Genomic DNA, 19,511 nt, shown 5'->3' with positions numbered 1-19,511 from the left:
ACGAGGTGAATGTACGGCGTACAGACAGGCTTTGCAACAGGGATTCTGCTAATCTCTGTACTAGTACAGGGGTGGAGGAGGCCGGGTGGTTGGGGAAGCGGTGCCGCCGTACGTGCGGATCGTCGACGACATCAAGCGCCGGATAGCGGACGGCGAGTTGCGGGTCGGGGAGCGGGTGCCCTCCACCAGGCAGCTGGCGCGGGACTGGGACGTGGCTCTGGCCACGGCCGCCAAGGCGCTGGCCCGGCTCGCGCAGGAAGGCGTGGTCGTGGCCGAGTCGCGCGTCGGCACGGTCGTCGCCGGACCCTCGGCCCGGTCACCACGGCGACCGCACGGCGACCCCCATGACCCCAGCCGAGAGCCGACGCGAGGCCCCGCCCCTGATGCGGTCTCCCGCGATCCGGGTCACGATCTGGGCCGTGACCCGGGCCGTGACTCCGCGCGTGATCTGACGCGGGAGCGTGTCGTGCGGACCGCCGTCGAGATCGCCGACGTCGAAGGGCTGTCCGCGCTGTCCATGCGCGGCGTCGCGGGTCGGCTCGGCGTGGCCACGATGTCGCTCTACCGCCATGTGGGCAGCAAGGACGACCTGGTCGAGCTGATGATCGACCAGGTGTTCGGCGAATACCCGCTCCCCGCCGAGCCGCCGCCCGGCTGGCGGGCCCGGCTGGAGGTGGCGGCCCGCGTGCAGTGGGCGGCCTACCGGCGGCACCCGTGGCTCACCCGGATCACCTCGCTGAGCCGGCCGCTGCCGTCACCCAGCCTGCTCAAGCACGCCGAATGGGCGCTGGCGGCGGTCGACGGCCACGGCCTCGACCCGGAGAGCATGATGCACGTGCACATCCTGATGTACAGCTACGTCGAGGGGATCGCCGCCAACTTCGAGCTGGAGTCTCAGGCGCAGGCCGAGACCGGCCTCACCGACGACGAATGGATGCGGGCCCAGGACGCGCGGCTGACGGCCGTCGTCACCTCGGGCGCCTATCCCACGTTCGTCGACGTCATCCGCCGGATGGGGGGCGACTTCGACTTCGATCTCGACCGGCTCTTCGAGTTCGGTCTGCGATCGCTGCTCGACGGCCTGGCCGGGATCATCGAAGGCGCGGGCCGAGCCAGGTCGTGATCAGCCCGGGAGCGCGATGCGGAGACGCTGGTCCTGCGGCGCGGAGACGTCAGTCCGAGATCGCGATGCGGAGGCGGCGGAAGCCGCGGCCCTTGCTCTCGATCTTGGCGACCTTGATGCGCCCGATCTGCTTCGTCGAGGCGACATGCGTGCCCCCGTCGGCCTGGGTGTCCAGCCCGACGATGTCGACGATCCTGACGTCCTCCACATGCTCCGGCACCAGGTTGGTCGCCGTCCGGATGATGTCCGGGATATCGAACGCCTCCTTGCGCGGCAGCACCCGTACGTCGATCCGCCGGTCCGCGACGATCTCGGCGTTGCACGCGTCCTCGACCGCCTCCTTGAAGCCCGGCGGCAGCTCCGGCAGGTTGAAGTCCATCCGCGCGCTCAGCTCGTCCATGTTGCCGCCCGTCACCAGCGAGCCGTAGTCGCGGAAGACGACGCCGCACAGGACGTGCAACCCCGAGTGGGTACGCATCAGGGCGGAACGCCGCGCGTCGGCCACCGCCCCCTGAACGACCGTGCCCACCGGCGGGACCGGATCGCCCTCTGCCGGAATCAGGTGCAGATCATCGCCTTTGCGCACTCCGACGATCCGAGTTTCCACCCCCTGCCAAAGCAGAACTCCGTGATCCGCCGGCTGGCCGCCTCCGCCCGGATAGAATGCCGACTTGCTCAGCACGATTCCGTCGGGTGTGGAGTCAAGGACGACGGCCTCGAAGTCGCGCAGGTCCTGATCCGACAATTCGAGCCGTTCTGTCCGCCCGTGGAGGTCATGAGTCATGTCGGCAGCTTAATCCCCGAGGTGGTTATGCGCGGCCTGCTGGATCGAGCCCTGATCGCACCGGCTGTCGCGATATTGGGGATTTGTTGTGCGATATCGGGATGTGGTGGTGGGGCTGGTGAACCTTGGCCGAGCCCGGCGCAGCTTCATTCTGAGTCGCCTCTGCCGCGGAGCGGGCTGGCCGCACCCGTCGTGATGTTCGTCGGCGACAGCTTCACGGTCGGTTCCGGCCCGGTGCCGCTCTGGCGGACCTACGCCGCCGAGTCGGCCCGCCTGCTCGGCTGGCAGCCGGTCATCGCGGGCGCGGGTGGCACCGGCTATCTCAACCAGGGCCGCGTCGGGCGTACGTTCCAGGAGTCGTTCGAGGCCGAGCTGGCCTGGCGCCCCGCGCCCGACACGCTGATCATCTCAGGCGGCCACAACGACAGCCCCTGGTCGCCGACGAGCGTACGGCGAGCGGCGGCGAGCCTCATCTCCGAGGCGCGGACCCGCTGGCCGAGAACCCGGATCCTCATGATCGGCCCTATCTGGCTGCACGACACCCCACGCAAGGCCTATCGGCTGCGTGACGCGCTGTCAGGCCTGGCCCAGCAGGAAGCAATCCCCTTCCTGGACCCGCTCGCCGAGCAACGGATCACCGGCACACCGCGCGGTCAGCTGCTCCCCGACGGCATCCATCCGACCGCCGAGGGCCACTTCCACCTGGCCCAATGGCTGGCCGACGCCATCGGCCGCCTACCAGGGAAGGATCACCAAGGTCCGTAGGGGCCGTTGTTGCCACCGCGCCCGCCCATGCCCTTGACGGCGGGCTTGACGTCGACGACGTAGACCGTCGCCGCGATGACGGCGATGATCGAGAAGAACCCCAGCCCGATCCCGAGGAACTCGCTGCCCCCAAGGAACATGAAGGCCTGGAAGTAGGACCACGCGCCCGCGGCGGAGAACAGCGTGGCCAGGATCAGGATGATCAGCCAGAGGTTTTTCTGCAGCTTGCCGGCCGACACGAACGCGTTGGCCGGCACCCGCGCCGCGTGCACCAGCGCATAGACCGACATGCCGAAGATGCCGGCCGCGAGCAGCAGGAAGAGAAGATTCAAGCCGCCGTTGACAATTTCCATGTGAGTCCCGCCCAACCCTCGCGATGAAACGGCCCCAGCCTAGTAGGCGCCCCCGACAAACGGGCACCCCCGAAGCGGAAAGCCCACCTCCGTGCGGAGGTGGGCTTTCGGCGTGGTGTCAGGCCTTGGGCGTGGTGGCCTTGGTGGTGCGGGGCTTCTTGACGGGGGTGGCGACGGCCGGCTCGGCGGCCTCCGACACCTCCTCCAGCTCCAGCGCGGCCTCGCCGGTCGTCTTGCTGACGACCTTGCGCCCGCGGGTGGCGAAGTCCTCGTAGACCTCGGTGGCCAGCACGGTCAGCTGGTCGGCGTAGGTGCGCGCCTTCTCGGGGAACTCCCTGGCGAAGCCCTCGGCCTTGTCGGCGTAGGTGCGGGCCTTCACGGGCAGGTCCTTGGCGATCTCAGCGCGCCGGGACTGCAGCTTCAGCAGCTGCTCGGGCAGCTCCCGCAGCTTCTCCACCGCGTAGTCGCCCGCACCCGCCACGGCGTAGAAAGGCTTGGAGTCGGTGAGCTTCTTGACCTCAGTGGCCAGCGTCATGGGTTAACCTTCCTTGGTTTCCTGGTTGGCGGTGCCCTTGCCGGTGGACGCCGCGAAAGGCTCAAGCGCGGCGAGATATTCCTCAGGCAGCGGCTCGTCGTCCGATTCGGAGTCGTGCCGGAGATGAGCGTTCTGGGAGGTCTGCTCGTCTTCGGCGCGCTTCTCCTTGCGAAACGACTCGTAGATATCGATGAGCACCTGGCGTTGCCGCCCGCTCAGGTTCGCGTCGGCGCGAATCGCGGTGATGACATCACTCGGCGGCTCGCGATCCTCGATCAGGCCCGCCTGCACATAGAGCGCTTGCGATGAAATGTGCAGACCCTTGGCGATCTGGTTGAGAATCTCCGCGCTCGGCTTCCGCAGACCGCGCTCGATCTGGCTGAGGTAGGGGTTGGACACCCCTGCGGCCGCCGCGAGCTGGCGCAGCGAGATCTTCGCCTGCTGCCGCTGCTCGCGGATGTATTCGCCGATCGAGCCGACCTTCGGTAGTGCCATGCCTCTAGTGTGCCCCAGAGTGCTTGCAATTGCAAACGCAAAGCTAACGCCAGCAAGCGCTAAAACTGGATGGTCCAGAGGAACGGGGTGGCGGTGACCAACGTGACGGACAGGGCGAGGATGCTGAAGCGCATCGTGGTGGGCAGCGCGGGACCCGGCTTGATCAGGCGATCCACCCGGGCCATGACGTTCTGGGCGCGTACGCCGAGCATGCCCTGCGGGGTCGGCATGGCGCCGGCCGTACCGAACCTGAGCAGGGCGGTGGCCAGCCTGCGCGGCGAGCAGTAGCGGCGCGCGCGGTCGTCGGCGGCCATCTCGATGAGCAGCTCGACCTGCGCCTGCGCCTCGCAGACCACCTTGGACCAGGGCAGGGCCCGGCGCAGGGCGGCGAACGGCAGCAGCACCAGGTCGTGCCGCTCCCGTACGTGCGCGGCCTCGTGCGCGAGCACGGCCGTGAGCTCGTCGTGCGAGAGCAGCTTGAGCGCCCCCTCGCTGACCACCACCTGCGAGCGCAGCCCCGGCACGCAGTAGGCCGCCGCGCTCGGATGGTCGAGCACCCGCACGCCGGGCACGCCCGGGTCGTCGCGGGCGATCAGCGCGAGCAGCACGCGGTGCCGCCTGCGCGCCTGCAGCGCCTGCACGCCGGCGGTGATCAGCACCACGATGAGGACGGTCAGTGAGGTCAGCCCGGCGATCATCGCCGTCATGTGCAGCGGATCCCAGGTCCCGCGCGGCCGCTCGCCGCTCAGGAAGGCCGCCATGCCCGGCAGGATGCCCAGCCCGGAGGGCTGCACGGCGTACGCCAGCATGGCGCCGGTCGTGGCCAGGCCCCAGGCCACGCCCAGGGACTGCCAGAGGATGATGGCGATCCGAGGGGCACGAGACGTCCAGCGGGCAGTCGTGAGACGCCAGGAGCCGAGCCCGCACGCGAGGGCGAGCGCTGCCAGCGTCGCTGCCGTGGTCACTCTTCCTCCAGCTCCAGCTCCGTGAGAGCCCTGCGCAGGATCTCCGCCTCAGAGCCGGACACGGCCTGGGCGAAGCGGGTGAGGGCGGCCGAGCGGTCGCCCGTCAGGTCCAGAGCTTCCAGCATAAGCTCAGCGATGTACGCGTCGCGGCTCGCCGCCTGCTCGTAGCGCCAGGCGCGGCCGTCTCGGGTCCGCTGGAGGAACCCCTTGCGGGTCAGACGGTCGAGGACGGTCATGACGGTGGTCGGGGCCAGATCGCGGTCGGCTATGAGCCTGCCGACCTCACGGGCCGTCAGCGGGCTGCTCCCCGCCCAGATGATGTCCATGATGCTGCGTTCGAGCTCGCCAAGACCCTTCACACTCTTCAGCGTAGTACTACACAGCGTCGAGCAGCCATCCGGGATGCTGGTGAGATGGACGTCACGCTCGTACAGGGGGACATCACCGCGCAGACGGTTGACGCGATCGTCAACGCCGCCAACTCGTCGCTGATGGGCGGGGGCGGGGTCGACGGCGCGATCCACCGGCGGGGTGGGCCGGAGATTCTCGCCGAATGCCGGGCGTTGCGGGCGTCCCACTACGGCAAGGGACTGCCGGCCGGGCAGGCCGTGGCCACGACCGCCGGACGGCTCGACGCCCGCTGGGTGATCCACACCGTCGGGCCGGTCTATTCGCGGACCGATGACCGCTCCAAAGTCCTGGCCTCGTGTTATCGCGAGTCGCTCCGGGTGGCCGACTCACTGGGGGCCCGATCGGTGGCCTTTCCCGCGATCTCGACCGGCATCTATGGGTGGCCACTGGACGACGGCGCCCGCATCGCGCTGCGCACTGTGCGGGAGGTTTCCACAGCTGTGGACGAAGTGCGGTTCGTCCTGTTCGACGCGGTCGCTTACGCGGCCTTCTCCGCCGCTCTTTAGTCAGCCGCTCTTTAGTCACAGGGGCGCCACGGAGTCCCAGGGGAGGGTCAGTTCGCCGAGGCGCCATCTGGCCGTGCCGCCGAGCGGTGGATGCCGGTGGATGGGCCAGGAGTTCGCCAGCATGTCCATGGCGGCCAGCCAGCGTTGCCGGCGGCCGTGGGCGCCGTACGGGGCGGTTCTCGCCCAGGCGCGGTCGAAGTCGCTCAGGAACGCATGGATGCGCTCACCGGGGACGTTGCGGTGGATGAGGGTCTTCGGCAGGCGGTCGGCCAGGTCCGAAGGGCGGTCGAAGGCGTCGAACCTGGCCGAGAGGGTGAGCGTGCGCGGGCCGTCCCGATCCAGACCGGCCCAGATCGCCCGGTGGCCGCTCTCCGAGCAGGTGCCCTCCACCAGGACGCCGCCGGGGGCCAACCGGCCGCGCAGCGCCTCCCAGTAGCGCCAGGCGTCGGCCTCGCCGTACTGCCTGAGGACGTTGAAGGCCCGGATCAGCAGCGGGGGACGCGAGACCGGCAGTTCGAAGCCGCCCAGGGCGAAGCTCAGCCCGGCACGCTCGTACGGCTTGGCCAGGGCGACCCGCGCGGGGTCGATCTCGATGCCCACCACCTCGATGTCCGGTCTGATCCGCCGCAGGCGGGTGAACAGCTCCAGCGTGGTGGTGTGGGAGGCGCCGTAGCCGAGGTCCACGGCCAGCGGCCGGACGGCGCCGCGCAGCAGACGGCCGTGGGCGGCGGCGATCCACCGGTCGGCGCGCCGCAGCCGGTTGTGCCCGGTCGTGCCCCTGGTGATCGAACCGACCGGCCTAGCCACCGACGCGGTGCACCCGGTGCTGGGCGGCCTGGGCGCGCGGGCGCATGACCAGGCGGTCGATGTTCACGTGCGCGGGCCTGGTGACGCACCACACGATCGCGTCGGCCACGTCGTCGGAGCTCAGCGGATCCGGCACGCCCTGGTAGACGCGGGCGGCCGCCGTCTCGTCGCCGCGGAAGCGGGTCACCGCGAAGCCCTCGCTCTGGACCATGCCCGGCGCGATCTCCACGACGCGTACGGGCTGCCCGACCAGCTCCAGCCTGAGCGTCTCGGCCATCGACCGCTGCGCCTGCTTGGCGGCCACGTAGCCGCCCCCGCCCTCGTACGCCACCAGCCCCGCGGTCGAGGTGAGCATCACCAGCACCCCGTCGCCCGACTCGACGAGCATGGGCACCAGGGCCTGCGTCATCCGCAAGGATCCGAGGACGTTGGTGTCGTACATCCGCTGCCAGTCGTCGAGCCGCCCCTCGGCCACCGGCTCCATGCCGAGTGCGCCACCGGCGTTGTTGACCAGCACGTCGCACCGGTCGAGCGAGGCCGCCAGCGCGTCCACCGACTCCTGAGAGGTCACGTCCAGGGACACGGGGCGGATCCCGGGCACCTCGGCGGCCAGCTTGTCCAGCCGGTCCCGACGTCGCGCGCCCGCCACCACGTCGTAGCCCGCGGCGGCCAGCCGCCGCGCCGTCGCCTCACCGATCCCGCTGCTCGCGCCCGTCACCACAGCTGTCTTCTTCATGGCACACATCTTGCCAGCACTGCCCATGACACCCCGCTTGTCGGGAATGTCGGGATGTTCTGCATAGTTGTACTGCGTTTGGAGGTGGTGTCGGGTGAGGCGACGACGGGTCAACCGGGTCGCGACCATCAGCATGCACACGTCTCCCCTGGAACAGCCCGGCACGGGCGACGCCGGCGGGATGAACGTGTACATCGTCGAATCGGCGAAGCGGCTGGCCGAGTCCGGCGTCGAGGTGGAGATCTTCACCCGGGCCACTGGACGTGACCTGCCACCGGTAGCCGACCTCGCCCCCGGTGTCATGGTCCGCCACCTGACCGCCGGACCGTACGAGGAGCTGACCAGGGCCGACCTGCCCGGCCAGCTCTGCGCGTTCCTGTCCGGCGTGCTGCGGACCGAGGCGATGTACGACCCCGGCCGCTATGACGTGATCCACTCGCACTACTGGCTGTCCGGCCAGGTCGGCTGGCTGGCCAAGGAGCGCTGGGGCGTGCCCCTGGTGCACACCATGCACACCATGGCCAAGGTGAAGAACCTGCTGCTGGCCCAGAACGACCAGCCCGAGCCGCAGGCCCGCGTGGTGGGTGAGCAGCAGGTCGTGGAGATCGCCGACCGGCTCGTGGCCAACACCGCCGACGAGGCGAACGAGCTCATGGAGCTGTACGGGGCGCAGGAGGAACGCGTCGCGGTGGTGAACCCGGGTGTCAACCTCACGGTCTTCCAGCCCGCTTCACAGGGGGCCTCCCGGCGCCGTCTCGGGCTGCCGCAGAACGCCCACGTCCTGCTGTTCGTGGGCCGGATCCAGCCGCTGAAGGCGCCCGACGTGCTGCTGCGCGCCGCCTCGCGGATGCTCATCGACGACCCTTCGCTGCGTGACCGCCTGGTCGTCGCGTGCGTGGGCGGCCCGTCGGGCAACGGCCTGGCCAGGCCGTCCCTCCTCGCCGAGCTCGCCGCCGAGCTGGGCATCTCCGACGTCGTCCGGCTCGTGCCGCCCGCGCCGCAGCACGAGCTGGCCGACTGGTACCGCGCGGCCGACGTGACCGTAGTGCCGTCCTACAGCGAGTCGTTCGGCCTGGTCGCCCTGGAGTCACAGGCGTGCGGCACCCCCGTCGCCGCGGCCGCCGTGGGCGGGCTGCGTACGGCCGTACAGGATGGCGTGTCGGGTGTGCTCGTGGACGGCCACGACTCGCACGAGTGGGCACGCGCGCTGCGCCGCTTCGTCACCGCGCCGGCCTGGCGCGACGGTCTGTCGATCGGCGCCCGTGAGCACGCGGCGGCGTTCGGCTGGCAGGCCACGTCGTCGCGGCTGATGGAGGTCTACGCGGACGCCGTCGCCGACCTGCACCGGCTCCCGGTCGCCGTCATCTCATAGGCTGCCTGTTCCGTAGGCTGTACGACATGCGCGAAGTCGTAGAAACCGCGCTCAAGGCCGCAGACGTCTCCTTTGACGAGCCGCGGCCGGGGGCGTTCCTGGTGAAGCTGCCCGGGCAGCACAAACTCGCCACGATGACGTGGTTGATCATCGGCGATCAGGCGCTGCACGTCGAGGCGTTCTTCTGCCGCCAGCCCGACGAGAACCACACCGAGTTCTACAAATGGCTGCTCGCCAAGAACGGCGGCATGTACGGCGTCCACTTCTCCGTCGACAGCGTCGGCGACGTCTACCTCGTCGGCCGGGTGCCGCTCACGGCGATCACGGAAGAGGAGATCGACCGACTGCTCGGCTGCGTGCTGACCTATTCGGACGACTGGTTCGACCGGGCTCTGGAGCTCGGCTTCGCCTCGTCGATCAGGCGTGAGTGGGCCTGGCGCGCCAAACGGGGTGAGTCGCTGGCCAACCTCCAGGCGTTCGCCCGCTTCGCTGATCCGGCGCGGACCGACACCTGACCGGTCCGGCGCGGACCGAGGGCTTCCCGGGTACGGCGCGGACCGGCGGCTGACGCCCGCCATAGGATTGCCCGCATGGCGACTTTGGTGCTGCTACGGCACGGCGAGAGTGACTGGAACGCGAAAGGCCTGTTCACCGGATGGGTGGACGTGAGCCTCTCGGCCAAGGGCGAGGACGAGGCCCGCCGGGGCGGCAGGCTCCTGGTGGAGGCCGGGGTCCGCCCCGATGTGGTGCACACCAGCCTGCTCACCAGGGCCATCCAGACGGCCCAGCTCTCCCTCGGCGAGGCCGACCTGCTCTGGCTGCCCGTCAAGCGCTCGTGGCGGCTCAACGAGCGCCATTACGGCGCCCTCCAGGGCAAGAACAAGGCGCAGACCCGTGAGGAGTTCGGCGACGAGCAGTTCATGCTCTGGCGGCGCTCCTTCGACGTCCCGCCGCCCCCGATCGCCGACGGCGACGAATACTCCCAGGCGGGCGACCCGCGCTACGCCCTGCTGCCGCCCGAGCTCATGCCGCGCACCGAGTGCCTCAAGGACGTCGTCGACCGCATGCTGCCCTACTGGTACGACGAGATCGTCCCGGATCTCGCGGCCGGGCGCACCGTGCTGGTGGCGGCGCACGGCAACTCGCTGCGGGCGCTGGTCAAGCACCTCGACGGCATCCCCGACGAGGAGATCGCCGGGCTCAACATCCCCACGGGCATTCCGCTGCGCTACGAGCTGGACGCCGAGTTCAAGCCGCTCCAGCGCGGCGGCGAATACCTCGACCCGGAGGCCGCGAAGGCGGCGATCGAGGCGGTCGCCAACCAGGGCCGCTGAACGCCGACGGCGGGGCGCACCGTGCGCCCCGCCGTCATCGGCTCAGGTCAGCTCGGTGTCGGGCGGGAGCCCGTCACCAGGTAGACGACGTCACCGGCCACATTGACCGCGTGGTCGGCGTAGCGCTCGTAGTAGCGGCCGATCAGCGTGATGTCGATCGCCGGCTCCACGCCGTGCGGCCAGTCCTTGGCCAGGATGTTCCTGAACAGCCGCCGGTGCAGCTTGTCCATGGCGTCGTCGTCGGCCTCCAGCTCCAGCGCCGACTCCACGTCGTGCGAGGCGATGCAGCCGCCCGCCTTCGTGACCAGGGTCTCGGCGATCTGACCCATCTGCACGATCGTGGGCCGCACCTCCGCCGGGATGGCCGTCTCGGGGTGGCGCAGCCGCGCGACCTTGGCCACGTGCACCGCCAGGTCGCCCATGCGCTCCAGGTCCGTGCCCATCCGCAGGGCCGTGATGACCATCCGAAGGTCCACGGCCACCGGCTGCTGCCTGGCCATCAGCTCGAAGATGGACGCCTCGAGCTGCTCGAACGTCGCGTTCACCTCCGCGTCTCTGGAGATCACGCTCTCCGCGAGCTGGAGGTCGGAGTCGAGCAGGGCCGTGGTGGCACTGGAAATGGCCGAGCGGACCAGTCTGGTCATCTCGACCAGCTTGTCAGTCAGGGAATCGAGTTCTTCATGGTACGCGTCGCGCATGCCGTCACCGTACGTCGCTCTTGATGAACGAACTCCTACCGCGAGATGAACTTTCCCGGAAAGAGCCGTTCATCCCCAGGTGGAAGGGCTGTCACTTGAAGAAGGCCACCTACCATCGAAAGCATGAGTGAGATGGCCATGAGCTTGACGGCCCTGGCGGGGTTCGTCGTGGGAGCGCTGGCGGTCCTGTTCTACCGCAACCAGATCGAGTCCTCGCACAGGGCCGCGACGGCCGGCGACCAGGAGACCGGCGCCTTGCCGCAGGGTGTCGCCTCGGTGCTGGCCGTGCTTCCCTCGTCCGCCGTCGTGCTCGACGCGCACGACCGCGTGCTGCGGGCCAGCTCGGCCGCCCGCGCGTTCGGGCTGGTCAAGGGCGATCGGCTGATGGCCGCCGAGCTTCTCGCCCTGGCCCGGCAGGTACGCCGGGACGGCGAGATCCGCGAGAGCGAGATCGACGTCGCGGGGCACAAGTTCGGCCAGGAGATCACGAACTTCGCGGTCCGGGTGGCCCCGCTCGGCTCGCACGGCCAGGTGCTGGTGCTCGCCGAGGACCAGACCGAGCGGCGCAGGGTCGAGGCCGTCCGCCGCGACTTCGTGGCGAACGTCAGCCACGAGCTCAAGACCCCCGTCGGCGCGCTGAGCCTGCTCGCCGAGACCATCCAGGACGCCGCGGACGATCCCGAGGCCGTCACCAGGTTCGCCGGGCGCATGCAGCACGAGGCCGCCCGGCTCAACTACCTCGTGCAGGACCTGATCACGTTGAGCCGGATCCAGGGCGCCGAGCCCATCCCCACCCCCGGCCAGGTCTCGATCGACGAATCCATCCACGACGCCATAGACCACTGCAACACCAGGGCCATCGCCAAGGACATCACGCTCGTCACCGGCGGCACGGAGGGTCTGCGCATCTGGGGGGACGACGAACTGCTCGTCACCGCCCTGCGCAACCTCATCGACAACGCCGTCGCCTACAGCCCCGAACACACCCGGGTCGTCGTCAGCGTCAGACCGGCCGGCGACTCCGTCGAGATCAGCGTCAGCGACCAGGGCATCGGCATTCCAGAAGAGTCGCTGGAGCGCATCTTCGAACGCTTCTTCCGCGTCGACGCGGCCAGGTCCCGGGCGACCGGCGGCACCGGGCTCGGCCTCGCGATCGTCAAGCACGTCGCCGCGGCGCACGCCGGCGAGGTCTCCGTCTGGAGCAAGGAAGGCTCCGGCTCCACATTCACGCTGCGGCTGCCCGCATTCGGCGGCACCGCGGTGGTCGTACCACCCCCGAACACCCTGGAGGCCGCAAAATGACCCGAGTTCTCGTGGTCGAGGATGAAGAGTCATTCTCCGACGCCTTGTCGTACATGCTCCGCAAAGAAGGCTTCGAGGTCTCCGTCGCGGCGACCGGGCCGGAGGCGCTCGACACGTTCGACCGGAGCGGCGCCGACCTGGTGCTGCTCGACCTGATGCTGCCCGGACTGCCGGGCACCGAGGTATGCCGCTCGCTGCGGCAGCGCTCCAAGGTGCCGGTCATCATGCTGACCGCCAAGGACAGCGAGATCGACAAGGTCGTGGGCCTGGAGTTGGGCGCCGACGACTACGTCACCAAGCCGTTCTCCTCGCGCGAGCTCGTCGCCCGCATCCGCGCCGTACTGCGCCGCCAGGGCGACGCGGTGGAGGAGCTGGAGTCCGCGGTGCTGGCGGTGGGTCCCGTGCGCATGGACGTCGACAGGCACGTGGTGGCCGTACGCGGTGACCAGGTGCAGCTGCCGCTGAAGGAGTTCGAGCTCCTGGAGGTGCTGCTGCGCAACGCCGGGCGGGTGCTCACCCGGGGGCAGCTCATCGACCGGGTGTGGGGCGCCGACTATGTGGGAGACACCAAGACGCTCGACGTTCACGTCAAGCGGCTGCGCGCCAAGATCGAATCAGACCCGTCCAACCCGCGCTGCATTCTGACCGTGCGCGGGCTGGGCTACAAGTTCGACGCGCTGGAGAGCTGACAGAGTTAAGCCCCGGTTCGGCACGTACCTCTTGTGCCGGACCGGGGCTTTCTCTTGGGGTCAGTGCTCCCCTTCGGCCGCGGCGGTGGCCGAGGGCGTAGGCGTCGGCGCGGCGGTCGCGTTGGGCGCCGGCGGGTAGTCCTTGAACTCGCGGCTGCGCGTGACCACAGGGACGTTCATGGACACGATCCCGGCGTTGGCGAACTGGAGGTCCAGCCGGATGCTCTCGCCGCCCCTGAGGCCCTTGGAGATGCCCTCCAGCATGATCTGCGGGCTCGGCTTGCCGGTGTTGACGAGCTGGTTGCTCGGCAGCTGGATCGGCGTGGTCACCTTCGCGGTGGCCATGGTGCCGGCGTTGACCGCCGTGAGAGTGTCAGGGGCGCCGTTGGTGTTGAGGATGTTCAGGTAGACCGGGGCGGAGCCGCCGTAGACGAGTTGTGCGCCGGAGTCGGGGCCGAGGATGAACGCCTGGGGGATGTGGATGCCATGCGTGCCGTAGTTCTTGGCCTGATCGAAGAGGACTCCGGCCTCATTGGGGGCGTACGGCTTGTTGGTGTCTGCGTCGAATCCAGCCGAACAGCCGGCGAGCACGGGGGCGGCCAGGAACGCGGCAGCGGCGACAATCCAGCGACGGCGGGTCACGAGCGGGTTCTCCTAGGGTCTTGCGCATGCATGTTGGGCAGCGCCCACCATATCCACCCGAATCCATGGTCATATCCGCACCCCTGCAGGTCATTAGCTATGCGCGCATATGCGATTCATAGAGTTGACGCCTTGTCAACCCCCAATATGCCGCTTTGACCTGCAGTTATGATGATTTCACTGTTCCGGGAGCCTGTGGATGCGTGGTACTCTGGAGTACAGCGGAAGGGGTACTTGTCACATGACTTTCCAGGTCGGCGACACTGTCGTCTACCCCCACCATGGGGCTGCTCGGATCGAAGCAATCACGAAGCGATCCATCAAGGGTGAGGAAAAGACCTACCTGGTGCTCAAGGTCGACAAGGGCGACCTTACCGTCCAGGTGCCAGCAGAAAACGCAGAACTCGTCGGCGTGCGCGATGTTGTCGGCCAGGAAGGCCTAGAGCGGGTTTTCGATGTTCTTCGGATGCCGCACACCGAGGAACCGACCAACTGGTCTCGGCGCTATAAGGCCAATCTGGAGAAGCTCGCGTCCGGCGATGTCAACAAGGTCGCCGAGGTGGTCCGGGACCTGTGGCGGAGGGACCGCGAGCGCGGCCTGTCCGCCGGTGAGAAGCGCATGCTCGCCAAGGCCCGTCAGATCTTGGTGAGTGAGCTGGCCCTCGCCGAGAAGACCAATGAGGACAAGGCGGAGGCCTTGCTCGACGAGGTTCTCAACTCCTGAACACGAAGCTTCCACGGGTGGGCGTCGGGGTCGACGTCCACCCGTTCGTTTCAGGGCGAGACCTGCATCTCGCCGGCCTGCACTGGCCGGGCGAGGTCGGGCTCGCGGGCCACTCCGACGGCGATGCCGCCGCGCACGCGGCTTGCGACGCGCTGCTGTCCGCCGCCGGGCTCGGCGATCTCGGTGGCCTGTTCGGCACCGCCGACCCGCGCTGGGCGGGCGCCTCGGGTGTCACGCTGCTGGAGGAGACCGCGCGCCAGGTACGTTCCGCGGGCTTCGAGATCGGCAATGTCGCGGTCCAGATCATCGGTAACCGGCCCAAGCTCGCGCCGCGCCGTACGGAGGCCGAGAAGGCGCTCAGCGCCGCTCTGGGGGCGCCTGTGAGCCTCAGCGCGACCACTACGGACGGGCTGGGGCTGACCGGGCGGGGCGAAGGGGTCGCGGCCATCGCGACGGCACTCGTTGTCTCTTAGTTCTGTTCGTCGTTCAAGGCGGTTCGTCAACCTTTACTGGCACTGCGGCGTCTTCTTACGGGATCCGTTGAGGGTATCCCGGCGGGCGCTGCCTCCGGCCCGCCGAGCGAACGGGGGCGGCGGTCCGTTACTGGCGCGGTACGGATCGCCGCCTTCCCGAGGGTACTTTCCCGATATGTCGGGTAAGTCCTTCTGAAGACATGTGGAACGTCTTCGGGGGGAGCTACACATGATCGGCGCGATTGTTTCCGCAGTCGTCATCGGCGCCATTGTCGGGGCACTGGCCCGGTTGATAGTGCCCGGTAAGCAGAACATGTCCATCGGCCTGACGCTGATCGTCGGCATCGTGGCGGCTCTGCTCGGCACGCTCATCGCTCAGGCGTTCGGCTGGGCCGACACCCGGGGCATCGACTGGCTGGAGCACATCATCCAACTCGCCCTGGCCGTCATCGGGGTCCTCATCGTAGCCAGGGTGAGCGCCGGAAAAACCGGCCGAACCGGAGGAACGCCGATCTGACCTGGCGTTTCCCAGCACCTACGCATATTCGCGCGTGGCCGGGTACTGATCTCCCTCGAGAGTGAACGGCTCACCCTCACTGGGAGGTTTGGTCATGACAATCCAGTCCATCCTTGGCGCCATCGTGATCGGCGCCGTGATCGGCGCCCTCGGTCGTCTGCTGCTTCCCGGCAGGCAGGCCATCGGGTGGATCCTCACCATCGTCGTCGGTATCGTCGCCGCCCTTGTGGGCACGCTCATCGCGCAGGTGCTCGGCGTCGCCACCACCAATGGCATCGACTGGATCGAACTCGTCATGCAGGTCGTTCTGGCCATTGTGGGTGTCGGGCTCGTGGCAGGGCTGCGGCGGGGCAGTGGTAGGAGCGTTTAGACGATGGCTTAGGCAGTTCCGCGACTGTGCCGAACCCCCTTCGGCGCGGAACGGTACGCGAAGACCCGCCCGGTACTTACACCGGGCGGGTCTTCTGCTGCGCTGGGCGGGATTCTGCTGGGCCCGCTCAGTCCTCGGGTGGGAGGGGGGTGCTGCGGAGCCGGCCCGAGGGGGCGTCGTCTTCTACGACCGGGTGAGGGGCGGTGTCCTCAAGGGCGCGGTCCTGGAGTGAGCGGGTACGGGCGGTGGCGGACTCGGCGGGGTCGGCGACTTCCGGGCCGTGGTCGGGGTCGGGGTTGTGCCCCGCTTCGGCCTGTTCGGCGGCTCCGGCCCTGGTTTCGGCCTGTTCGGCGGCATCGGCGGCTTCGGCGGTTTCAGCGGCTTTGGCAGGTCTGGCGCGGGGAGGTGTGGCTGGGATGTCGCTGAAGACCCGGACCGGTTGGGTGTCGGTGTCCCGGTCGGTGACGACGGGGGTGCGGGGGTGGACGAGGACGTCGGTCGGCTTGACCCGATCGCCCCAGCGCACCGGACGCTTCTGCTCGTTGCCCGCCTCCGGGGTCGGCTGTGGCTCGGCGCTCGGCTCAGAGGCTGACACGGGCTCGGAGGCTGACACGGGCTCAGAGGTCGGCACGGGCTTGGGAGCCGGCTCAGGAGCCGGGATTGGCTCGGGCTCTGGGGATGGCTCGGGTTCCGGGACAGGCAGGGCCGGTGCCGTGTCTTGGGGCTCTTCGTCGGCGGGTTCCTGAGCACGCTTGCGCAGGCCACGGCGGAGCTTCGCCGTCCGCTCGGGCGTGTCGGCGACTTGCGGCTCGGTCCGATCGCCCGGCGCGGTACGTCCGCTGGACTCGGTACGTCCGCCGGACTCAGTGCGCCCGCCGGACTCAGTGCGCCCGCCGGGCTCGGGGCGTCCGTCGGGCTCGGGTTGTACGTCGGGCTCGGGTTGTACGTCGGGCTCAGTGTGGACGCCCGGCTCAGCGCTGGCACCTCGCTCGGTGCGCCCGCCGGGCTCATCGCGTACATCTAGCTCGGCGTGTCCGCCGGGTTCACCACGTCCGCCTGGCTCCGTCCGTCCGTCCGAGTGGATACGGAGGCCCGCCTCCGACTCTGACTCCGGGTCGCGCTCTGACCGGTGGGCCCACTCGAGCCTGGGGGTCGGCTCTTGGGCCTTCTCCTGCTGGTTGGGCCACTCGGCGGTCGGTTCCGGGCTGCGTAGCGGCAGCTGTGTCGGTTCGGCGTCCGCATCCTGTGCGGGGGCGGCGGGCCAGTGGGTCACGCGGGCGGAGATGGGCGGGGTTTCCGGGGCGGGCGTGGGACCGATGACCGGGGTGGTCTCCAGCACGGGGTGGTGCAGCGGCTTGGTCAGCGGCGGCGGGTCCTCGGCGGGGCGGTTTCGGTGGAAGGGCACGATGTCCTGCTCCGCCGTACCGTCGTCATCGTCGTCTGTGGACGTCCTGCGGGCCTGGACGTGCTTGATGAGCAGCAACCACAGCCAGAGGGCGATCGCCAGCATGATCCACGGCGCGACCGCCACCCCCACCGCGAGAGGCCGTACGTCGAGCTGGACCTGGAGCGCCGTCGCGGCGTTCGACGCGGCGGCGGCCACGATGAGCAGGACCAGCACGACCGCCGCCTGGGCGCGTACCAGCAGGCGGGTCGAGCGCAGCAGGAGGACGCCGATCAGCGCGACGACCAGGAGCGCGTCGAAGCCGGCCGGATAGAGGAAGGCGAGGTCGGGTCGGGATTCGCCGCGGATGGCCAGCGCCCGCAGGTCGTCGAAGGAGAGCACGCAGGCGACTGCCGTCAGGCCGGCCACCGCGAGACCGGCGAGGGCGATGCCCAGGCGTCGGAGCGTAGAAGGGGGAGTCACGTCCATGGCGGTTCGAGCCTACAGAAGAATGGGGGGCAGGACCGATCAAGGGAGATACATGACCGAGCTCTCGGGGGACGTGCGCGAGCTGTTCGACGGGCCCAATTACGCGACGGTGACCAGCATCAATCCCGACGGCGGACCTCAGTCGACAGTCGTGTGGGTGCGTACGGACGGCGACGACGTCCTCTTCTCCACCGCCAAGGGGCGGCGCAAGCCACGCAACTTCGAGCGCGATCCCCGGGCCAGCCTGCTCGTCATCGACCCGGCGAACCCCTACCGCTACGCCGAGGTCCGTGGTCGCGTGACCATGGAGGAGGACCCCGCGGGCGACCTCATCCAGGAGCTCTCGCTGAAGTACACCGGTAAGCCCTGGGAGGACAAGCCAGGAGTCGAGCGGCTAATTGTCCGCATAAGCCCAGAGAAGGTCATCATGCGTGCGTGATTAAAGGACCTGTGATGTCGGCTTAGGCGTTAGCCTTTCTTTCGTGAGCCTGCACATCTACGACACCAGCGCACGCGCCATCCGCGAATTCGTTCCGGTCGAAGCCGGCCGGGCGTCGATCTACCTGTGTGGGGCGACCGTGCAGGCTCCCCCGCACGTCGGGCACATCCGCTCGGGCGTCAACTTCGACGTGCTGCGCCGCTGGCTCATGCGTTCCGGATATGACGTGACGTTCTGCCGCAACGTCACGGACATCGACGACAAGATCATCCGGGTGGCCGCCGAAGAGGACGTCCCCTGGTTCACGGTCGCCGAGCGCAACCAGCGCGCCTTCACTTGGGCGTACGACACTCTCGGCTGCCTGCCCCCGACCGTCGAGCCCCGCGCGACCGGTCACGTGCCCGAGATGATCGTCCTGATGCAGCGGCTCATCGACCGCGGCCACGCCTACGCGTCGGGCGGCGACGTCTACTTCGACGTCGTCTCCTACGAGGACCGCTACGGCACGCTGTCCAACCAGAAGCTGGCCAACATGCGTGCGGCGGCCGACACCGACGACGAGTCGTGCAAGCGCGACCCGCGCGACTTCGCCCTCTGGAAGGGCGCCAAGCCCGGCGAGCCGACCTGGCCGACCCCGTGGGGCCTCGGCCGTCCCGGCTGGCACCTGGAGTGCTCGGCGATGGCCACCAAATACCTCGGGCCGGTGTTCGACATCCACGGTGGCGGGCTCGACCTGATCTTCCCGCACCACGAAAACGAGCTCGCCCAGTCCCAGGCGGCCGGAGACGACTTCTCCCACTACTGGATGCACAACGGCCTGGTCAAGATCGGCGCCGAGAAGATGAGCAAGTCGCTCGGCAACTCGCTGCTGATCCCGGAGATGGTGCAGAAGGTGCGCCCGGTGGAGCTGCGCTACTACCTCGCCGCACCGCACTACCGCTCGTCGATCGACTACTCGGAGGAGGCGCTGCGGGAGGCCGCGGCCGCCTACCAGCGCATCGAGGGCTTCGTGACCCGGGCCGCCGAAGTGATCCACGACGTCGACGCCGACGCTCCACTGCCGCAGGCGTTCAGCGACGCGCTCGACGACGACCTGGGCACCCCGCAGGCCCTCGCCGTCGTGCACGAGGTGGTCCGCGAGGGCAACGTTGCGCTGGCCAGGGGCGACAAGGAAGCGGTGGCACGCCTGCTGGCCGAGACCCAGAACATGCTCGACGTGCTGGGCCTCGACCCGCGCTCGGCGCAGTGGCGCTCGGCGAAGTCCGACCTCAAGCCGGTGGTCGACGCGCTGGTGGCCGTGGCGCTGGAGCAGCGTAAGGCTGCTCGGGCGCGCAGGGACTATGAGGCGGCTGACGCGATCAGGGACCAGCTGACGGCGGCGGGGATCACGGTGGAGGACACGCCGCACGGGGCTCGCTGGGAGCTGTCCCACTAGGATCCCGCCGTGGCCGACCCACTGGCTCCGGTAACCGGTCGGCGGTCACCGCACCCACAGGCTGCGGTGACCGCTCACGGCCTGTGGTCACCGCTCACGGCCTGTGGTCACCCACAGGCTGCGGTGACCACCGCCCGCGGTGATCCGCGAGCTCGTGTCATCG

Annotated in this window: 25 protein-coding genes; 14 read left to right on the top strand and 11 right to left on the bottom strand. The window is 69.1% G+C overall.

What is annotated here, in order from left to right:
- The first annotated feature begins 85 nt into the window (after positions 1-85).
- Positions 86-1,123 (top strand): TetR/AcrR family transcriptional regulator C-terminal domain-containing protein, encoded by a 1,038-nt coding sequence (locus AB0C30_RS50980; RefSeq protein WP_357958083.1) that lies wholly within the window; start codon positions 86-88, stop codon positions 1,121-1,123.
- A 49-nt stretch (positions 1,124-1,172) separates the two neighbouring features.
- Here the strand turns inward: AB0C30_RS50980 and AB0C30_RS50975 are convergent, their stop codons facing one another.
- Entirely contained in the window at positions 1,173-1,907 is a 735-nt protein-coding gene (locus tag AB0C30_RS50975; protein WP_357958081.1) for an alanyl-tRNA editing protein, read from the bottom strand.
- Positions 1,908-2,102: 195 nt separating this feature from the next.
- Between AB0C30_RS50975 and AB0C30_RS50970 the strand changes: the two genes are divergently transcribed.
- Positions 2,103-2,672, top strand: coding sequence for an SGNH/GDSL hydrolase family protein (locus tag AB0C30_RS50970; RefSeq protein WP_357958295.1), 570 nt, complete (start codon positions 2,103-2,105; stop codon positions 2,670-2,672).
- Here AB0C30_RS50970 and AB0C30_RS50965 read toward each other — a convergent pair.
- From AB0C30_RS50965 to AB0C30_RS50945, 5 genes are all read right to left on the bottom strand, one after another.
- Complete coding sequence (locus tag AB0C30_RS50965) at positions 2,657-3,025, bottom strand: DUF2516 family protein (protein ID WP_357958080.1); 369 nt, start codon at positions 3,023-3,025, stop codon at positions 2,657-2,659. The genes AB0C30_RS50970 and AB0C30_RS50965 overlap by 16 nt on opposite strands.
- 118 nt (positions 3,026-3,143) lie before the next feature.
- Positions 3,144-3,560: a hypothetical protein gene (locus tag AB0C30_RS50960; RefSeq protein ID WP_357958078.1), complete on the bottom strand. Its 417-nt coding sequence runs from the start codon at positions 3,558-3,560 to the stop codon at positions 3,144-3,146.
- Between the two features lie 3 nt (positions 3,561-3,563).
- Positions 3,564-4,055: a helix-turn-helix domain-containing protein gene (locus tag AB0C30_RS50955; RefSeq protein ID WP_357958076.1), complete on the bottom strand. Its 492-nt coding sequence runs from the start codon at positions 4,053-4,055 to the stop codon at positions 3,564-3,566.
- A gap of 59 nt (positions 4,056-4,114) precedes the next feature.
- Positions 4,115-5,020, bottom strand: a complete 906-nt coding sequence (locus tag AB0C30_RS50950; RefSeq protein WP_357958074.1) for a M56 family metallopeptidase — start codon at positions 5,018-5,020, stop codon at positions 4,115-4,117.
- Positions 5,017-5,379 carry a BlaI/MecI/CopY family transcriptional regulator gene (locus AB0C30_RS50945; RefSeq protein ID WP_225294249.1) on the bottom strand — a complete coding sequence of 121 codons (363 nt, stop codon included), beginning with the start codon at positions 5,377-5,379 and terminating at the stop codon, positions 5,017-5,019. The genes AB0C30_RS50950 and AB0C30_RS50945 overlap by 4 nt, the downstream gene beginning before the upstream one ends.
- Before the next feature lie 54 nt (positions 5,380-5,433).
- Between AB0C30_RS50945 and AB0C30_RS50940 the strand changes: the two genes are divergently transcribed.
- Positions 5,434-5,937 (top strand): O-acetyl-ADP-ribose deacetylase, encoded by a 504-nt coding sequence (locus tag AB0C30_RS50940; RefSeq protein WP_357958072.1) that lies wholly within the window; start codon positions 5,434-5,436, stop codon positions 5,935-5,937.
- Positions 5,938-5,952: 15 nt separating this feature from the next.
- On the opposite strand, the gene AB0C30_RS50935 is transcribed toward AB0C30_RS50940, so the two are convergent.
- Entirely contained in the window at positions 5,953-6,744 is a 792-nt protein-coding gene (locus tag AB0C30_RS50935; protein ID WP_357958070.1) for a class I SAM-dependent methyltransferase, read from the bottom strand.
- Complete coding sequence (locus tag AB0C30_RS50930; protein ID WP_357958068.1) at positions 6,737-7,480, bottom strand: SDR family NAD(P)-dependent oxidoreductase; 744 nt, start codon at positions 7,478-7,480, stop codon at positions 6,737-6,739. The genes AB0C30_RS50935 and AB0C30_RS50930 overlap by 8 nt, the downstream gene beginning before the upstream one ends.
- A gap of 133 nt (positions 7,481-7,613) precedes the next feature.
- On the opposite strand from AB0C30_RS50930, the gene mshA reads away from it, so the two are divergent.
- The 3 genes from mshA to AB0C30_RS50915 all read left to right on the top strand — a co-directional run bounded on the left by mshA (position 7,614) and on the right by AB0C30_RS50915 (position 10,186).
- Positions 7,614-8,852, top strand: a complete 1,239-nt coding sequence (mshA, locus tag AB0C30_RS50925; RefSeq protein ID WP_357958294.1) for a D-inositol-3-phosphate glycosyltransferase — start codon at positions 7,614-7,616, stop codon at positions 8,850-8,852.
- Positions 8,853-8,878: 26 nt separating this feature from the next.
- On the top strand, positions 8,879-9,367 hold the full coding sequence (locus tag AB0C30_RS50920) for a YbjN domain-containing protein (protein ID WP_357958065.1): 489 nt from the start codon (positions 8,879-8,881) through the stop codon (positions 9,365-9,367).
- 75 nt (positions 9,368-9,442) lie between these two features.
- Entirely contained in the window at positions 9,443-10,186 is a 744-nt protein-coding gene (locus AB0C30_RS50915; protein ID WP_357958063.1) for a phosphoglyceromutase, read from the top strand.
- Between the two features lie 47 nt (positions 10,187-10,233).
- Here the strand turns inward: AB0C30_RS50915 and phoU are convergent, their stop codons facing one another.
- Positions 10,234-10,884, bottom strand: coding sequence for a phosphate signaling complex protein PhoU (gene phoU, locus AB0C30_RS50910; RefSeq protein WP_357958061.1), 651 nt, complete (start codon positions 10,882-10,884; stop codon positions 10,234-10,236).
- A gap of 123 nt (positions 10,885-11,007) precedes the next feature.
- Here phoU and AB0C30_RS50905 point away from each other — a divergent pair, with 123 nt between their 5' ends.
- Both AB0C30_RS50905 and AB0C30_RS50900 read left to right on the top strand, forming a co-directional pair.
- Positions 11,008-12,186 (top strand): ATP-binding protein, encoded by a 1,179-nt coding sequence (locus AB0C30_RS50905; protein ID WP_357958059.1) that lies wholly within the window; start codon positions 11,008-11,010, stop codon positions 12,184-12,186.
- Complete coding sequence (locus AB0C30_RS50900) at positions 12,183-12,875, top strand: response regulator transcription factor (protein WP_225294233.1); 693 nt, start codon at positions 12,183-12,185, stop codon at positions 12,873-12,875. The genes AB0C30_RS50905 and AB0C30_RS50900 overlap by 4 nt, the downstream gene beginning before the upstream one ends.
- Before the next feature lie 60 nt (positions 12,876-12,935).
- On the opposite strand, the gene AB0C30_RS50895 is transcribed toward AB0C30_RS50900, so the two are convergent.
- Positions 12,936-13,517 carry a copper chaperone PCu(A)C gene (locus AB0C30_RS50895; RefSeq protein WP_357958057.1) on the bottom strand — a complete coding sequence of 194 codons (582 nt, stop codon included), beginning with the start codon at positions 13,515-13,517 and terminating at the stop codon, positions 12,936-12,938.
- 241 nt (positions 13,518-13,758) lie between these two features.
- On the opposite strand from AB0C30_RS50895, the gene AB0C30_RS50890 reads away from it, so the two are divergent.
- The 4 genes from AB0C30_RS50890 to AB0C30_RS50875 all read left to right on the top strand — a co-directional run bounded on the left by AB0C30_RS50890 (position 13,759) and on the right by AB0C30_RS50875 (position 15,601).
- A complete protein-coding gene (locus tag AB0C30_RS50890; RefSeq protein WP_043624891.1) occupies positions 13,759-14,241 on the top strand; it encodes a CarD family transcriptional regulator in 483 nt (160 codons plus the stop codon).
- 17 nt (positions 14,242-14,258) lie between these two features.
- Positions 14,259-14,714, top strand: a complete 456-nt coding sequence (gene ispF, locus AB0C30_RS50885; protein ID WP_357958055.1) for a 2-C-methyl-D-erythritol 2,4-cyclodiphosphate synthase — start codon at positions 14,259-14,261, stop codon at positions 14,712-14,714.
- A 229-nt stretch (positions 14,715-14,943) separates the two neighbouring features.
- Complete coding sequence (locus tag AB0C30_RS50880; RefSeq protein WP_357958053.1) at positions 14,944-15,231, top strand: GlsB/YeaQ/YmgE family stress response membrane protein; 288 nt, start codon at positions 14,944-14,946, stop codon at positions 15,229-15,231.
- Between the two features lie 94 nt (positions 15,232-15,325).
- Positions 15,326-15,601 carry a GlsB/YeaQ/YmgE family stress response membrane protein gene (locus AB0C30_RS50875; protein WP_225294225.1) on the top strand — a complete coding sequence of 92 codons (276 nt, stop codon included), beginning with the start codon at positions 15,326-15,328 and terminating at the stop codon, positions 15,599-15,601.
- Between the two features lie 127 nt (positions 15,602-15,728).
- Here the strand turns inward: AB0C30_RS50875 and AB0C30_RS50870 are convergent, their stop codons facing one another.
- Positions 15,729-17,474 (bottom strand): DUF2637 domain-containing protein, encoded by a 1,746-nt coding sequence (locus AB0C30_RS50870; RefSeq protein ID WP_357958051.1) that lies wholly within the window; start codon positions 17,472-17,474, stop codon positions 15,729-15,731.
- Between the two features lie 52 nt (positions 17,475-17,526).
- Between AB0C30_RS50870 and AB0C30_RS50865 the strand changes: the two genes are divergently transcribed.
- Both AB0C30_RS50865 and cysS read left to right on the top strand, forming a co-directional pair.
- Complete coding sequence (locus tag AB0C30_RS50865) at positions 17,527-17,913, top strand: PPOX class F420-dependent oxidoreductase (RefSeq protein ID WP_357958049.1); 387 nt, start codon at positions 17,527-17,529, stop codon at positions 17,911-17,913.
- A 43-nt stretch (positions 17,914-17,956) separates the two neighbouring features.
- A complete protein-coding gene (gene cysS / locus AB0C30_RS50860; RefSeq protein WP_357958047.1) occupies positions 17,957-19,348 on the top strand; it encodes a cysteine--tRNA ligase in 1,392 nt (463 codons plus the stop codon).
- Positions 19,349-19,511: the final 163 nt, after the last annotated feature.

It is taken from the genome of Nonomuraea sp. NPDC048901 (genome assembly GCF_040649695.1).
GTDB lineage: Bacteria > Actinomycetota > Actinomycetes > Streptosporangiales > Streptosporangiaceae > Nonomuraea.
This window is presented reverse-complemented; position numbering and strand designations above follow the sequence as displayed.

Bases quoted from the DNA above. Each gene is read 5' to 3' on its own strand.
- AB0C30_RS50960 (WP_357958078.1), bottom strand. From the start codon at position 3,560: ATGACGCTGGCCACTGAGGTCAAGAAGCTCACCGACTCCAAGCCTTTC.
- AB0C30_RS50930 (WP_357958068.1), bottom strand. From the start codon at position 7,480: ATGAAGAAGACAGCTGTGGTGACGGGCGCGAGCAGCGGGATCGGTGAG.
- AB0C30_RS50870 (WP_357958051.1), bottom strand. From the start codon at position 17,474: ATGGACGTGACTCCCCCTTCTACGCTCCGACGCCTGGGCATCGCCCTC.
- AB0C30_RS50920 (WP_357958065.1), top strand. From the start codon at position 8,879: ATGCGCGAAGTCGTAGAAACCGCGCTCAAGGCCGCAGACGTCTCCTTT.
- AB0C30_RS50955 (WP_357958076.1), bottom strand. From the start codon at position 4,055: ATGGCACTACCGAAGGTCGGCTCGATCGGCGAATACATCCGCGAGCAG.
- AB0C30_RS50915 (WP_357958063.1), top strand. From the start codon at position 9,443: ATGGCGACTTTGGTGCTGCTACGGCACGGCGAGAGTGACTGGAACGCG.
- phoU (WP_357958061.1), bottom strand. From the start codon at position 10,884: ATGCGCGACGCGTACCATGAAGAACTCGATTCCCTGACTGACAAGCTG.
- AB0C30_RS50965 (WP_357958080.1), bottom strand. From the start codon at position 3,025: ATGGAAATTGTCAACGGCGGCTTGAATCTTCTCTTCCTGCTGCTCGCG.
- AB0C30_RS50975 (WP_357958081.1), bottom strand. From the start codon at position 1,907: ATGACTCATGACCTCCACGGGCGGACAGAACGGCTCGAATTGTCGGAT.
- AB0C30_RS50890 (WP_043624891.1), top strand. From the start codon at position 13,759: ATGACTTTCCAGGTCGGCGACACTGTCGTCTACCCCCACCATGGGGCT.
- AB0C30_RS50940 (WP_357958072.1), top strand. From the start codon at position 5,434: ATGGACGTCACGCTCGTACAGGGGGACATCACCGCGCAGACGGTTGAC.
- AB0C30_RS50970 (WP_357958295.1), top strand. From the start codon at position 2,103: ATGTTCGTCGGCGACAGCTTCACGGTCGGTTCCGGCCCGGTGCCGCTC.
- AB0C30_RS50880 (WP_357958053.1), top strand. From the start codon at position 14,944: ATGATCGGCGCGATTGTTTCCGCAGTCGTCATCGGCGCCATTGTCGGG.
- AB0C30_RS50865 (WP_357958049.1), top strand. From the start codon at position 17,527: ATGACCGAGCTCTCGGGGGACGTGCGCGAGCTGTTCGACGGGCCCAAT.
- AB0C30_RS50875 (WP_225294225.1), top strand. From the start codon at position 15,326: ATGACAATCCAGTCCATCCTTGGCGCCATCGTGATCGGCGCCGTGATC.
- AB0C30_RS50900 (WP_225294233.1), top strand. From the start codon at position 12,183: ATGACCCGAGTTCTCGTGGTCGAGGATGAAGAGTCATTCTCCGACGCC.
- mshA (WP_357958294.1), top strand. From the start codon at position 7,614: ATGCACACGTCTCCCCTGGAACAGCCCGGCACGGGCGACGCCGGCGGG.
- AB0C30_RS50905 (WP_357958059.1), top strand. From the start codon at position 11,008: ATGAGTGAGATGGCCATGAGCTTGACGGCCCTGGCGGGGTTCGTCGTG.